We start from the raw sequence: 13,123 nt of genomic DNA on the forward strand, positions 1-13,123 counted from the left end.
TTGTTGATTGTGTAAAACGATATACCCGTGGCACCTGGCCACAGGCAGGCGTGCAACAGCGGCCTCTGACGGTTCGCCTAAGTAACGACATCGCCGGCGCTCGGCGGCCGGGCCTTTTTTTGTTAGCCTAACTTTCGCGCGGACCATCGCGCGGTCTCGATGTCGTCACGGGAAATCCCGATATCACTAAGCATCTCAGCCGGGGACCCGCTCAGGTCGTCTGTTGCCTTCAATAGCGCCCTCTGATCGGCTCGGCGACCGAGCCAATCCACAAGGGGACCAGCTACGACAATCGGAAGCTTCACAAGCAAAGGGAGGTTCACAAACATCGGAAAACATCCTTCACCGCCAACGGAACACACACCGCAAGGTAGGTCGCTTCCCCGATCCGTCTGTGACAAAACTCACGTACCTAACAGATGCGCAGCGATCAGTGGCATCGCATCGACACTGCTCCGGTTCCTAGTGGTCGGGCTTTTGCAGTCGCCCTAGGGAAACCGGCAACGGTGTTTCGCTAAGGTGCGTGCCTTGCTCGATGCCTTCAGCGTTCACCTTCCACTTCACGCCTACACATTCCAACCGGTCACCAGTGCCGCTTCGGGCATCGCTTGCTTAGCTGCTGCAAATGGAGTGTTCTGACCAGCTTACGGCTCATTCTTGACGGCTGCTGACGATGAAGAGTCGTGTTCAAGCAATTCAGCTCGCTGGCGAGCGGCGCCAGGTGATTGCACTCTTCTACGACGTGTTTGGATCGACAGAGTTGCTGGAGCGCAGTGATCCGGAAGATTTTCCGGTTTGATGGCAGAATTTCACCGCGTGTCCGAAAAGGTCATCCAGCGTCATGGCGGGTTCCGCCGGATTTCCAAGAAGCTTCCGAGGTAAGCTGGTCGAAGGTGCGCAGCGAACTCGGCTACCGACATTTGGTGCACCTCGCGGATGTTTTCGAAGGATGCGCATTGGACAGCCGGATGACGTCTGAATGGACAGCGAAGCTCGGGGTGGGCAGAGTCTGTGCGGCGGTTGGCAGATGAATTTTTCCCCAGGACGGAGCATTTCCCTGAGGAAGCACGTGCTCAACGATGAGAAGCCGCACCCTTCGCGGACGTGCTTGGTGGCCGTTGAAGTTCCGCGCTAAGAGTTGCGATTTCATTTCACAGATTAGCATTCGCTAATATGACGGGGGACTACATTCCATGGTGCAGTTGCAGTGGTCTTCGGACGAGAGATAGAAGTCGTCGCTGGTGACCAGGGATGATGCGAGGGGTCGCCTTCGCTGACCTACTCCCTGAAGCTGGCGAGACAGTAACAGCTGCGGGTTAGAACGTCGTCTGAGCATTGTAGGAAGAAGCGGTAATCATTTATTCCCTCTCACAGATGTATTCGGTAGACAGATAGTTAAGACCAATAGGAGGCCACATAAATTCATATTGATGTTTCAGATATTTGCATTCGGCCTCTGAAACCAACACCTTGGGAGGAAAGCCATTGTCATGACTGCCGGCTACTACAGTGCCGTCGAAATTGAACAGAAGGGTAATTAAAAGATACGGTTCCATCGCCCCGCTAATCTCCCTGACATGGTTGGGAACCACAGAGTCTCGCGATGTCGGGATCCGCCGCCGCAGACGCTTGCGCTGACACATGAAGAGCAAGAGCGATGATGAGTCTGGTGGGACTCATGTCGTCCTCCTTCCAATCCGGTGCTGCTTGAATCGCTTGGATGCGAGCGCCGAATTGGCTATGCTAAGGGAGCGCGTCAGGGGCGTGAAATGTCCCGAAAGACTCCTGAAATTGACCCGAAATCTGCTGAAACGATCACTTTCGGCGGTTTTGTTTTCCTGACGAAAAAGGGAGAACTCCGGACCGTTGAAGGCAAAGCGGTCGATCTTCGCAGCCAGTCCACAGAGGTGCTCTCAGCACTCGCGGCGCGCTCGGGCGAGATCGTGTCCAAGGATGCGCTGATGCAGGCGGTCTGGCCCGATACCTTCGTTACCGAAGACAGCCTTACGCAATGCATTGCCGACATTCGCCGCGCGTTGGGCGAGGACGCGCACGCGATAGTGGAAACCTTCCCCAAGAGGGGCTACAGGCTGAATGCCGATCCGCCGGCAACTGCTCCAAGCGCCGCCGCCGGCACGGGAGGAGCCAGGTCACGATTGCCGCGAGCCGGCTTCATTCTCGCTACGATCGTTTTCGTCGCGGCAGCGATCGGTGCGTACCACGGAGCCGAGATGTGGCGAGCCCCTCCGGTTCGTTCCAGCGACATGCCGAGAATTGCCGTCCTTCCCTTCGATGACATGAGCACAGGTGCCGATAAGGGATATCTCAGCGATGCCGTTGCCGACGGGGTCATTACCGAGCTGGCGCGGAGCAAGACTTATGCCGTCATCGCCCGAAACTCGAGCTTCAGGTACCGTGATAAGCCCACCGACGCCAGGCAAATCGGAGATGACCTTGGTGTGGACTACCTGCTCGAAGGCAGCCAGCAGAAGATCGGAGATCGGCTGAAAGTGACCGCCCAATTGCTGGATGCACATGATGGATCACATGTCTGGGCCAATTCCTACGATCGCGAAATCGGAGATCTTTTCGTCGTCCAGGAAGAAATCATCCGCACGCTTGCGGACCGGGTCGGGCACAGGATCGAGCGCGCCTGGCCTGAGAGCAACTCTGCCCGGGTCAGCGCGCTCCACTATCACCTGATGGGACTTTCCGAGCTCGACAAGGATTTCTCTGCTGCGGGGAACGATCTGTTCCGGCAGCTGAACCTGAAGGCGATCGAAGCGGATCCGAACTCGCAATTCGGCTATATGGCGCTGGCCTTTTCCTATCGCAATGACGCGGTATTCGGGTGGCACCGGCAGGAATACACCTTCGACGAGGCTTTGAAGCGGGCCGCCTGGTACGCCGACAAGGCTATCCTGCTCGCTCCTGAAGACGCCGACGCCTATTATGTTCGCGCCCGCGTTCATACCGAAGCCGGCGAGCTGGATCAGGCCCTCGCACGGTATGAGCAGGCGATCGCCCTGAACCCCAGCAAATCGGAGATCCTCGAGGCCAGCTCGGCTCCTCTGCTCCTCGTCGGCCGCATCGACGAAGCGATCGATCGGATCAAGCAGGCCATGGGTATCGATCCTTTCTACCCTGACTGGTACCATTGGGACATGGGCTGGGCACTCTACGAAAAGAATGATTGCGGGGCTGCGCTGACGGAGATGCGGAAAATGGCCAGTATTCCGAGCGGCGCGCACCGAATGCTTGCCGGGATTTTCGCCTGCCTGGGAAAGGACCGGGAGGCAAAGGAAGCGCTTGCGGCTTTCCTAAAAGATTCGCCCGGCGATACCATTCGCGAACAACGCAAGAAATGGGAGAAGCTATACACCGACCCCGTTCGGTTCGAACGCTGGGCCGCACATATGCGCATCGCGGGATTACCGGAGTGACGGCTGTCGGTGTGACCCGGTCGGACGGCGCGACTAATGTCCTGGAAGGCTTGGATTGCGCCCTTCACCGCGCCAAGGCAATTGATAGCAATCCCAGGTGACGAACGCGCACTGCACCGGCCTCGACGCCACCAGGAAGCTCTCCGGCGCGTCGCTGCCGTTAAAGCGAATTCGTTGGCCGTGGACCTCGATCGTGTCGCCTTCGATGACAGAGGCGACGCGTTTGCCAGAGAGCCGCCGTTGGCGTATTTGCGAACGGCACACTTGTCAGTCAGGCAGGCCGGCCTTGCGCATGCCGTCGACGAAGTATTGGACCACGACCAAATGGCGCGCCGGCTGGGAGGCAGCCCACCGTCCTAGGGAAAACTGGGAGTTATTGGCCATAAAGATGTTAGCCTCTCGACGCGCTTCGCGGTCGCGATCGACCAGCGCAAGCGCGGCTGCGAGCACCTTCCTTGAGCCCGAGCGATAGGTCGACTCACTGCGCAGGGTGTCGATTGCCGCATCATACCGGCCAGCAGCGTAGTGGACCATTCCCAAGATCCAGAAATACCAGCCGGCTGGGTGCGGATTAAGCCGAAAGGCTCTGAGGATCATGTCGGTTGCCTCAATGATGCGGCCGTCCCACATAAGCATTTCGGCACTCATAACAAGGGTATCCGCGTGATTGGGATCGAGCGCAAGGGCAGCGGCGAAAGCGGCTTCCGACTCCGCCCAACGACGCTCATAGGCCTGCAGGTAGCCAACCACCCAGTGATTGCCAGCGTCGTTCGGGTCGAGCTCTACGGCGCGAAGCGCAAACGCGATCGACTCCGGCCTCTTGGTTTCTGGCGAGCCTATGCTGTGAGCCCAATACGACCAAAGGGTGAAGGCGAGCCAGCGCATAGCTTCAGCATAACCCGGCTCGATCGTGATCGCTTCCCTCAGCAGGATCTCGCACTCGCGGATTGCTTCGGCGGATCCGGCAAGATGGGCTATGAGCGGACGCGCTCGCAAGCAGAGTTCATAGGCCTCAAGATTTTTCGGGCGGCTGCGCGCGGGCAACGTGGTAAGTCGGCCGACAAGGGCCTCGACAATTTTGCCCGTTACCTCGTCCTGCACCGAGAATATATCTTCGATGCCGCGGTCAAAGCGCTCCGCCCAGAGGTGATCGCCGCCGGTCGCGTCGATAAGCTGAACGTTGATGCGAACGCGTCCGTCGATGCGGCGCGCACTGCCTTCCAACACATAACGGACGCCAAGCTCGCGGGCGATTTGGCGGACGTCTATCGCCTTGGCTTTGTAGGCAAAGGTGGAGTGTCGCGCGATGACGAACAACCCCTCATTTCGAGACAGGTCGGTGATCAGGTCTTCAGTCAGCCCATCTGCGAAGACGTCCTGCTCGCGATCGCCGCTCATGTTGGTGAACGGAAGCACCGCCAAAGAAGGCTTGGCGGGAAGCCTCGGCGGGGTCGGTTCGATGACACTTTCGATATGATCGCCCGGCAGCGGCCGCAGACGATACACACGCACGGGCTCGGCGATATTCTTTAGTGCTTGCTCTCCCAACTCGTCAAAGGCGGCGTCGAGCTTGCGCTTCACCTGGTCGAACACGCTCGCGGAAATGCACACTTCGCCAGGCCCCGCGAGGGTTTCGAGCCGCACGGCAACATTGACACCGTCGCCATAGATGTCACTCCCCTCGACGATAATGTCACCGAGGTTGACCCCAATGCGCAAAGTTATGCGCTTGGGCTCAGGCAGTGACCTATTCGCCTTTGCTGTTTCGTGCTGCAGATCAAGCGCGCATTGGGCGGCGTTCACCGCGCTTGCGAACTCCACCAGTACTCCGTCGCCCATTACCTTTACGAGGCGCCCGTAGTACTTGGCGATGAGAGGTGCCAGGACTTCGCTGCGACGCTGCTTGAGCGCTTTGAGAGTCCCCACTTCGTCGAGCCCCATCAGGCGCGAATACCCCACGACGTCCGCGCTCATTATCGCGGCGAGGCGTCGCGGCGCGCTTTGCTTGGCCATCCGGCACCAGAACGATCGTGACTACTGCATCAGGATAGTCACGGCATGGAGACAAGTCCATAAGTGTCGCTGTTGCTTCGGCGAGCCCAGACGATCAACCAACTGATACCTTCCTCTACGACAGGATTAGAAGCGCGCCATCTGCCCACGTCGGCCTTGCACCTTCACCTCGGTCGTTCCGCCGGCCGTTCCATCATCTGGGAGCAGACATGGCCGGCTTAGCGGCAATCACAGCGGACAATTCGACGGGCGACAGTTTGCGAGGTCATACCCCCCCCCCGCAGCTACCTCCCGTGAGGCGCGGCGCACTGCCGAAGAGTGGCTACACCTTACTTGTACGAAAACTTCTCGAGCCCTTGCTTGATGCCCGCATGGGCCTCCTCGTTGCGGTGGACCATCAGAGTTGTGGCCGCTTCGGTCGCCTTGTCGGGATGGCCGCCATCGAAAGGCGGCGACGGGTCGTACTCAATCCCAAGTTGGATGGCTTGCGCGACCTCCGGCCCTGCAAGTTCGGCAATGATGCTCAATGCGAAGTCGATTCCTGCACATACGCCACCCGACGTGAAGACGTTGCCGTCTCGCACGACACGCGCCTTTTCGTGACGCGCGCCAACCAGAGGCAATAGGTCGACATAGGCCCAATGCGTCGCTGCCCGCCGCCCCTTCAGCAGTCCGGCTGCTCCAAGAAGAAACGCCCCCATGCACACCGATGTCACGTATTGTGCATGCGCGCCCTGCCGGCGAATGAAGTCGATCGTCACTGCATCGGCGAGCGCTTCCACAACGCCCGAGCCGCCCGGCACGCAAAGCAGGTCGAGCGCGGGACAAGTTTCGAAAGTGCAGTTGGGCATGATGCCAAGGCCGCGGTCACTCACGACGGGCAACATGGTCTTGGCGGCGACGTGGGTGCGCGACTGCGGGAACTTGCTGCGAGCCGAGATCGACGGCGGCGTTGCAAGCCGGCTCAGGACCTCAAACGGGCCGGTGAAGTCGAGTTGAGTGATGTTCGGGAAAATCACGAAGCCGACGTTGAACTCAGCCATGCAAATTCTCCCCTAAGTTCGTGAAGCCGACTTGGTGCCGTTGAAATCATCGCGCCTAGTCACGATGTCCGCAATGGGTCAAATTCAGCGAGACGCAGCGACTCCTTTCGACAATCGCTGGCAAGGTCGCACTGCGGACCCGAAGCGGCTGCAGGTCGAGCCGATCAAAATGAAGCTGCCCCCCCGAGTCTGTGCTATATCCCAAAGAAGGAGGGGCAAATGAGCGAGACCCGCAAGCTTGCGGCGATCCTGGCCGCCGATGTCGTCGGATACAGCCGATTGGCTGGCTTGGACGAAGCTCGGACTCTCGCGCGCCTGCGGGCGCTCCGCAGCGACCTTGTTGATCCGACCATCGCGGTACACATCGGACGAGTGGTGAAACGCACCGGTGACGGGACCCTTGTTGAGTTCCGCAGCGTGGTCGATGCCGTCCGATGCGCCATCGAAGTGCAGAACGCCATGCTCGAACGCAACGTCGGGGTGCCGCCTGATCGGCGTATCGAGTTCCGCATAGGAATCCACGTTGGCGATGTAGTCGAGGAGGGCGACGGCGACCTGATGGGCGATGGTGTCAACATTGCTGCCCGTCTGGAAAGCATTGCGGAACCAAATGGGATTTGCCTGTCGGGTGCGGCATATGAACAAGTGCGCGACAAGCTGAAGGAACAATTCGCGGATCTCGGCGAAAAAGAACTCAAAAACATTGCACGGCCGGTGCGAGTCTATCGCGTAGCCTTAGACAGTGACACCGCAACAGAGCCGATAGTGCCTGACCCTTCCGCTGGAAAACTGGCCGCACCCGACAAGCCCTCGATTGCTGTCCTGCCGTTCCAGAACATGAGCGGCGACCCCGAACAGGAATACTTCGGCGACGGGATCGCGGAAGACATCATTACGGCCTTGTCCAAGCTGCGGGGCTTCTTCGTTATCGCTCGCAATTCGACCTTCGCGTACAAAGGCAAGGCGCCAGATATCCGTCAGGTCGCGCGTGAGCTTAACGTTCGCTATGTACTTGAAGGCAGCGTCCGCAAGGCGGGTGAGCGATTGCGGGTAACTGGTCAGCTTATTGACGCCGCCAGCGGCAATCACATCTGGGCAGAGCGCTACGACCGCCCCGCCTCTGATATTTTCGCCGTGCAGGACGAGATCACTCACAGCGTTGTCGCCGCGATAGAGCCGCAGATTTACGCAGCCGAACGCCTTCGCCTTCAAAGTAAGGCGCCGGAGAGTCTCGACGCGTGGGGCTGCGTTGTCCGAGCAATGCCTTATATCTGGACATGGGTCATCCAAGACGAGGACACTGGCATCAGCCTCTTGAAGCGAGCGATTGAGCTCGATCCTCACTATGCACGCGCTCGCAGCCTACTCGCATGGGCCTTCGCCACCCGCGTAATTTCCGGCAATTTGGAGTTTGAGCCGGGCATATCCAGTGCCCTCGCGCTTGCTCAGGGTGCGATAGACCTCGATCCGGACGACCCATGGGCCCATTTTGCGGCAGGTTATATATCCGCTTTTTCAAGACGACTTGGGCCGGCGGTGGAGGAACTGAACGAGGCACTGCAGCGCAACCCGAACTTTGTATTCGCCCACATAATCTTAGGGGTAGCGTACGGCTATGCCGGACTTGCGGACGATGGCCTCCGTCAGCTCGAAATCGCACGACGATTGAGCCCCCTTGATCAAACCCAGGCAGCAAATCTTTCGGTCGAAGGGCTTTGCCATCTGGTCGCTGGACGTTACGCCGAAGCGGTAAGAGCTGAACGCCGGGCCGTACTGATGAGACCAAACTTTGGAACCGCTTGGCGCACACTCACAGCAGCCGCAGGACTAGCCGGTGATCTGGAAACCGCACGGCAAGGACTCGTCGAATGCAAACGTCTACAGCCGAATCTCAGCATCGAGTGGGTCGAGAAATACCACCCGCTGATACGGACTGAGGACCGCGCCAGATACGTCGAGGGCCTGCGTCGAGCGGGCCTGGAATAGTCCGGGCTAAATCGTGCCAGCCGACACCCCGCCGGTCTCGGTGAGGTGGTGCAGATGTCAAAGGCGCCAGATGGAAGCGTCGGCAAAGGACATCCTCCTCAGTTACTTTGTCCGGCGGGATGGTGAGCATCCATTGCGATGCCCGTCTCGGAAATCTGCTCAGCCGGAGTGACGTGCCAACTGGCTGGTCACTGAAGAAACTGCTAATATTAGTCGGGCTCACCAATCGGTCCGCAATGCATGGCGGGTTGATGGCGACAGCTGACGTCGAGGGGACGGCATGCGGATCGCAATGATGGGAGCGGGCGGCATCGGCGGATATATTGGCGCCAGGCTAGCCCAGGCAGGGGGCGACGTGAGCTTCATTGCTCGCGGAGCGCACCTCGCGGCAATGCTCCAGACTGGTCTGAGGATCCAGAGCGACCTCGGCAGCTTTGTTCTTGCGCCTGTGTCCGCGAGCAACGCCGCGGTTCATATCGGTCCCGTCGATTTGGTGATCTTTGCAGTGAAGCTCTACGACAGCGAGGATGCCGCTGCGTCGATCGCTCCGCTCATGGCCGATAACACGCGCGTCGTTACGCTGCAAAACGGCATCGATAGCGTCGAAATTCTTCGGCGTCATGTGCAGGGCGAGCGCGTGATCGGTGGCGCCACCTACCTTTCCGGTTTCATCAACAAGCCCGGCGAGGTCATTCATTCGGGCGGGCTGCCGCAGATCCTGGTCGGCGGCCAACATGATCCTGTCATAGAGGAACTGCAGGAGCTGTGTGATCGTGCCATCGGGCTTGAGCTGAAACCGGTCCCGGACATCGACGAAGTGCTTTGGGAGAAATTTGTAACGCTTTGCGCCTTCTCGGGAGGAACATCGCTGATGCGCTCGGGCATCGGTCCGATCCTGGCCGATCCGGAATCGCGTATCTTCATTGAACAGTTGCGGGATGAAGGGATGGCGGTAGCCGCAGCGGCCGGCCACCCAATGGCCGATGGGTTCCCGGGCCGCGTCGAGACAAGGTGGTCCGCGTTTCCCCCGCATGTGAAATCCTCGATGGCCAATGACCTCGAACGAGGGAAACCCATCGAGGTTGCGTGGCTTTCCGGTCGAATGCATCAACTGGGAATGAAACTGGGGGTGGCTACGCCGGGCCACTCGGCCGTGTTCCGAGCGCTCCATCTCCACGCACTGGGGACGCACGCCAGAATTCCAATCTCTGAATAACGGTCATAGCCAAAATTAATTGGGAGGACGTCATGGCAGGTTCCTCGAGCGAAACAATGCTGGTCAGGGCAGGCGACGACGCTGTTGGCCCCCAGGACATGTTCAACAAGGAACTGCAAACCTATCGCAAGATCGTTGGCGCGAATCTCATGTTCCATCGCGAGGTCTACGGCCTCCTTCGCGCTCTGCTTGTCGAGCATGCACCGGCGTCATTCCGGTTTCTCGACATAGCCTGTGGGGATGCCAGCGCCTCCGCCGCAATGCTGAGGACGATGGCGATCGGCAATTATGTCGGCATCGACTTGTCTGAGGCATCTTTGCGATTGGCGGCACGGGAGCTCGACGGTCTGCCATGTCCGGTTGAATTGCGGTGCAGTGATTTCGCCCAGGCCATGGCGAAATGGTCTGAGCCTGTCGATGTAATCTGGATCGGCATGTCGCTGCACCACCTGCCAGCCACGGGCAAGGCACAGTTGATGAGGGACGCCCGCCGCTCTCTGGGCGGCGAGGGCATGTTTATCATTTGGGAGCCGGCGCTGTTCGAGGGAGAGGAGCGCTCATCCTGGCTGGCACGATTTTCTTTGCTGCGCGACGAATGGTCCGCCGTTTCGGATGAGGAATTCGCTTCGATGGAAAGGCACATGCTTCTTGCCGATTTCCCGGAGACGGTCGGCACATGGCTCGGCATGGGCAGGGACGCCGGCTTCTCCCAGGCGGAGGAGATTTTCATGATGCCTAATAAGATGGGCAGGGTGTTTCGGTTCTCAAATTGAGTCTGAGCCAGAATAGCCGCCCTCATCTTCGACACGACAACACCACGAGATGTGCCGATCTACCGATCAAAACGTCGAATTCGTCTTGTGAACAGACCGTCGGCTTGCGGCCCCTTTCCGGCCATCGTCCGCAGATTAATCGCTTGGCCACAATGTCACCATCCAGTGCCAACCGGCACGGGTGCAGATCTTACGTTGCTGACTATCGTCCAGGGGCTTGTCCGATCGAAACGCAATCGAAACTCCGCCGCGAGTGGATCTGAAAGGCCGCAGGTTGCACGCCGAAGGAAAAACCGGCGATTTCACCCACGAGCTTGTTCCGGATTGCTTTTGCGAAGTCGGCTGTGTTTTCGACAGCGACGATGAAGCCTCCGGAACCGCCGATGACGCAGTTCTCATAATACAGTTCGACGTTGCCGGGACCAAAATTGTCGGGTGTGTCTGCTGAGTGCAACGAAATCGCCAGTCCGTTGATGGTGACGCCGGAACCAATGAGTGCGTCGCGCACCGGTGGAAGGGGCAAACCTGCATTGTTAGGTCCATCCCCGGAGACATCGATGACCATGCGGTCACCTATCGGCGAGCCTGCCAACAGCTTGCCCGCCGCCAGTAATGCTCCCGTGATCGAGGTGCCATGTCCTCTGACGATCGGCTGAACCCGCAGGGCCCCGGCGAAGCCGGCCGCGTCGTCGGGCGTGTCGAGAACGGTCCACGGCACCAGGACACGCTGCGGCGGAACGAAAGCCTAGTCCTTCAAGACTGCCGATTTTTATGTTAATGTTGAGTTGCCAATGCGCGCGTACGGCCCATTCTTCAGCAGGCCCGGAGCCCGCGATGCCCCCGGTGAATGAGACATCCTTCGAGACGGTTCTGGACGAACGCGTCCAGGTTATGCTTGACGCTTGCACGCGATGCGGCAAGTGCGTTGAGGTTTGTCCAAGCGTGGTGCCCGCCGGCATCCCGGATGCGAAGTCCGAAGACCTCATCGGTGGTATTCTCGATCTTGTCCGCACCGGCAAGGGTCCAGAGACGTCGCGCAAATGGGCAGCCTCCTGCATGCTCAGCGGAGAATGCATCAAGGCGTGCGACTACGGCGTCAATCCACGCTTTCTCCTTACGATGGCGCGGCTTAGCGTTGCGAAGTCCGACAAGGAGCTTGCTGAACGACGCCGGCAAGGCGTGGAGAGATACCGCGAAGTCAGCCGCGGCGTAGCGATGCTGTCGCGCCTGCAACTCGATACGGAGGTCCTTGAACGGTTGGGTCAAAGATCAGCGTCAGTTTCCGTGCCAGCCGAGCCGGCGGACTTTGTGTTTTACAGCGGCTGCAATGTGCTCAAGACGCCGCATATTGCCTTGCTTGCCCTCGATATCATGGATGTGCTTGGCATTAGTTACCAGGTGATGGGCGGTCCCAGCCATTGTTGCGGCATTTCGCAACTCAAGTCCGGCGACGCCGAGATGACCGGTCGCATGGGGTCGAGCTCGATGGAAAAGCTATCGCACTCCAGGTTGGGACAGGTGATCACCTGGTGTCCGACCTGCTACGTTCAATTCTCGGAAAACATCCTGCCGACAGTGGAACGACAGCGCGGCTCCCGACCGTTCCAGATGAACCCGTTCATGACGTTCCTCGGCGACCGGCTGGCGCAGTTGAGGCCGCACCTACAGCACAGGGTCGACATCCGCGTCGCGCTGCACAAGCATCCTGGCGTAGCCGGCGTCGTGGAGGCTGCCACCGAAATTCTGAAGATGGTCCCCGGCGTTGAGCTTATCGATCTGCATCAGCCAGCGGTGGGTCTGCAGAGTGTGCATGTCGGTGTGCTTCCAAAGTTCAAGCGCGAGTTGCAGCTGAGAGAGCTTGAAGCGGCGCGTGACGCGGGCGTTGATGCCCTGGTTGCGGTTTATCATTCCGATCACCGCGAACTGTGTGCGCACGAGCGCGATTGGCCATTCCGCATCATCAATATCCTAGAAGTGGTTGGTGAAAGCATGGGGTTGCACCACCACGATCGCTACAAGCAGCTCAAGGTCCTGCAAGACTCCGACCAGATCGTCAAAGAGTGCAGGGACCTGATAGCAAAGCACTCCCTTGATCCCAATGAGGCCCGTGACATCGTGGTCAGGGTGCTGCTTGGAGACCAGCCGCTTCCCCTGAGAGGCGGTCGCGAGCGAGATGCTGGTGCCGTGGCGGAGTAGCAAACTTGGTCGCTTTTCGTTCCACTAGCGGTACCCTTGGGGTTCCTAGAGCTTTTCGAACTTTCTGGGTCGCGCCTCAGCCCAAATTGCGAGTGCTTATGGACAAAGCGGGATACTAGCGTCGGTTTTTGGATACATTTGAAGGCACCGACTTCTGGCACGGGAGCCAGATAGCGCGTCAGCACGGACTCTAAGCGCGCTACGTTTTGGACGGCCGGCGCCTCAATAGTGGTCGGGAGACCAACTTGACCGTTGCCCGAAAGCAGACGTAGGCAGCACAGGGCTGACCTCGACCTCAATGCTCCTCGGATTAACCAACAACCCTATTTCGTGCCAATCCAGAGGAAGCCAAGGAGCTTTCTCCAATATGCTGATCTCGCTGACGATGTTCTTCCGGGATCCGGAGACATTCCTCACCCTGAACCATCGCGATCGACGAAGGCACACATTACC

9 protein-coding genes are annotated in these 13,123 nt (G+C 59.0%); 6 read left to right on the forward strand and 3 right to left on the reverse strand.

What is annotated here, in order from left to right; all coding sequences use genetic code 11:
* The first annotated feature begins 673 nt into the window (after window positions 1-673).
* Entirely contained in the window at window positions 674-799 is a 126-nt protein-coding gene (locus EN852_RS43235; protein WP_281035841.1) for a hypothetical protein, read from the forward strand.
* Window positions 800-1,769: 970 nt separating this feature from the next.
* The gene (locus tag EN852_RS26965; protein WP_127878370.1) at window positions 1,770-3,443 is read left to right on the forward strand and encodes a winged helix-turn-helix domain-containing protein; all 1,674 of its coding nucleotides are present in this window, start codon (window positions 1,770-1,772) and stop codon (window positions 3,441-3,443) included.
* Between the two features lie 267 nt (window positions 3,444-3,710).
* Here EN852_RS26965 and EN852_RS26975 read toward each other — a convergent pair whose 3' ends face one another.
* Entirely contained in the window at window positions 3,711-5,456 is a 1,746-nt protein-coding gene (locus EN852_RS26975) for an adenylate/guanylate cyclase domain-containing protein (RefSeq protein WP_127863988.1), read from the reverse strand.
* A 329-nt stretch (window positions 5,457-5,785) separates the two neighbouring features.
* Window positions 5,786-6,499 carry a DJ-1/PfpI family protein gene (locus EN852_RS26980; protein ID WP_127878372.1) on the reverse strand — a complete coding sequence of 238 codons (714 nt, stop codon included), beginning with the start codon at window positions 6,497-6,499 and terminating at the stop codon, window positions 5,786-5,788.
* A gap of 219 nt (window positions 6,500-6,718) precedes the next feature.
* On the opposite strand from EN852_RS26980, the gene EN852_RS26985 reads away from it, so the two are divergent.
* The 3 genes from EN852_RS26985 to EN852_RS26995 all read left to right on the forward strand — a co-directional run bounded on the left by EN852_RS26985 (window position 6,719) and on the right by EN852_RS26995 (window position 10,474).
* On the forward strand, window positions 6,719-8,485 hold the full coding sequence (locus EN852_RS26985) for an adenylate/guanylate cyclase domain-containing protein (RefSeq protein WP_127863990.1): 1,767 nt from the start codon (window positions 6,719-6,721) through the stop codon (window positions 8,483-8,485).
* A gap of 280 nt (window positions 8,486-8,765) precedes the next feature.
* Entirely contained in the window at window positions 8,766-9,701 is a 936-nt protein-coding gene (locus EN852_RS26990) for a 2-dehydropantoate 2-reductase (RefSeq protein ID WP_245519537.1), read from the forward strand.
* 56 nt (window positions 9,702-9,757) lie between these two features.
* Window positions 9,758-10,474 (forward strand): class I SAM-dependent methyltransferase, encoded by a 717-nt coding sequence (locus tag EN852_RS26995; protein WP_189546192.1) that lies wholly within the window; start codon window positions 9,758-9,760, stop codon window positions 10,472-10,474.
* Between the two features lie 202 nt (window positions 10,475-10,676).
* Here EN852_RS26995 and EN852_RS27000 read toward each other — a convergent pair whose 3' ends face one another.
* A complete protein-coding gene (locus tag EN852_RS27000) occupies window positions 10,677-11,192 on the reverse strand; it encodes a DUF1194 domain-containing protein (RefSeq protein ID WP_189546194.1) in 516 nt (171 codons plus the stop codon).
* Window positions 11,193-11,308: 116 nt separating this feature from the next.
* Here EN852_RS27000 and EN852_RS27005 point away from each other — a divergent pair, with 116 nt between their 5' ends.
* Window positions 11,309-12,670 carry a (Fe-S)-binding protein gene (locus tag EN852_RS27005; protein ID WP_127878376.1) on the forward strand — a complete coding sequence of 454 codons (1,362 nt, stop codon included), beginning with the start codon at window positions 11,309-11,311 and terminating at the stop codon, window positions 12,668-12,670.
* Window positions 12,671-13,123 lie beyond the last annotated feature (453 nt).

The organism is Mesorhizobium sp. M2E.F.Ca.ET.209.01.1.1 (assembly GCF_004010375.2).
Taxonomy (GTDB): Bacteria; Pseudomonadota; Alphaproteobacteria; order Rhizobiales; family Rhizobiaceae; genus Mesorhizobium.

Excerpts from the sequence above, each read along its gene's own strand:
- EN852_RS26980 (WP_127878372.1), bottom strand. The coding sequence starts at position 6,499 with ATGGCTGAGTTCAACGTCGGCTTCGTGATTTTCCCGAACATCACTCAA.
- EN852_RS26995 (WP_189546192.1), top strand. The coding sequence starts at position 9,758 with ATGCTGGTCAGGGCAGGCGACGACGCTGTTGGCCCCCAGGACATGTTC.
- EN852_RS26985 (WP_127863990.1), top strand. The coding sequence starts at position 6,719 with ATGAGCGAGACCCGCAAGCTTGCGGCGATCCTGGCCGCCGATGTCGTC.
- EN852_RS27005 (WP_127878376.1), top strand. The coding sequence starts at position 11,309 with ATGCCCCCGGTGAATGAGACATCCTTCGAGACGGTTCTGGACGAACGC.
- EN852_RS26975 (WP_127863988.1), bottom strand. The coding sequence starts at position 5,456 with ATGGCCAAGCAAAGCGCGCCGCGACGCCTCGCCGCGATAATGAGCGCG.
- EN852_RS26965 (WP_127878370.1), top strand. The coding sequence starts at position 1,770 with ATGTCCCGAAAGACTCCTGAAATTGACCCGAAATCTGCTGAAACGATC.
- EN852_RS43235 (WP_281035841.1), top strand. The coding sequence starts at position 674 with ATGAAGAGTCGTGTTCAAGCAATTCAGCTCGCTGGCGAGCGGCGCCAG.
- EN852_RS26990 (WP_245519537.1), top strand. The coding sequence starts at position 8,766 with ATGCGGATCGCAATGATGGGAGCGGGCGGCATCGGCGGATATATTGGC.